Genomic DNA, 1,136 nt, shown 5'->3' on the forward strand with positions numbered 1-1,136 from the left:
TAGCTCAGCCGCACATTGCCCAGGTGGTCTTTGTACTGGTACACGTATTAGTAATGCTCGAGTAACTTATTTATAGACATACGACCCTAGCAATAGAATACTAGTAATGTATAATTTTTTTCTTTATAACATATTCAACTTTGCATAGAGTCTATAATAATTGTAGTAAAATTGAAATTTGTTTTTCTTTTTCTTCTTGTTGCTCGGGGCTAATTAATACATTTATCACTTCTTCCTCTTTAATATAATCCCAAAGATATATTCCTAAATATCCCAACCCCCAAAAATCAATATTTCCCCCTTTTTCATTAGAGTTAAATTCAACTTGTGACAGACTACCAAAATCACCATCTTTAAATGATCGGTATTGAGTTTCATAATTTTGGAGATTTGACTCAATATAAGTTTTAAACCATAATGCATTTTTAATTTCCATTTTATTTAACTTTTAATATTGGCGAAAGATTTTGAATTTTTGGTAACTGTTGCCCACCTTGCTTAACTAATTGAGTTTGCATTGCTTTTCCAGCGTTGGGGCCAATAGTTTTAAACCAACCCTCAGCACCACCTTTTAGTAAGCTATTTGTTGGTACTTGAAATTCTGCATACACAGAGCCTTTTACGGCTGCCGAAAAAGAATTGGGACCTGATGTTGATACAAAAGTTTGCCCTCCTGCGCCTTCAACCATTTGTCCTGTAGTTTGCATAGTTTCATACTCCGCTAATGACATCCACCTTCCAACAGTTGTCATTCCGACTTTTGGTGCTATTTTAGAAAGAAGGGCTCCTCCCACTTTTCCAAGACCCTTAACAACAATTCCTCCTACAATAAAAGAAGCGCCAGTATTTATTGTTTCACGTATTGCATTTTCTTCAGCTGGATTATAAGGTTTATGCTCTACGAAGTAATCATCATCACCTCCAAAAAAGCTATTGATTTTATTTCCTATTTCAGCAAATATATTTCCAGTATTTTTGTGATATTTTTTTCCATCAATATCTATTATTTCTCGTAAAGATTCCTCTTCACTTATTCCAGAAGGTTTATAGCCTCTTTTCCTTTTATTAGGCGGGTCACCATCACTACCTCCCGATCCGCCATTATCCAATTGAGAGCTGAACCCATAGTTACCATC

General features: G+C 35.1%; 2 protein-coding genes. Both read right to left on the bottom strand.

Going from position 1 to position 1,136, the window contains the following annotated elements:
• Positions 1-151: 151 nt before the first annotated feature.
• A complete protein-coding gene (locus CHU92_RS00190) occupies positions 152-436 on the bottom strand; it encodes a hypothetical protein (RefSeq protein WP_094411421.1) in 285 nt (94 codons plus the stop codon).
• Between the two features lies 1 nt (position 437).
• Positions 438-1,136: TreTu family toxin (locus tag CHU92_RS15650; protein ID WP_449403973.1), on the bottom strand; the 699-nt coding region annotated here is incomplete at its 5' end.

It is taken from the genome of Flavobacterium cyanobacteriorum (assembly GCF_002251835.1).
Taxonomy (GTDB): Bacteria; Bacteroidota; Bacteroidia; order Flavobacteriales; family Flavobacteriaceae; genus Flavobacterium; species Flavobacterium cyanobacteriorum.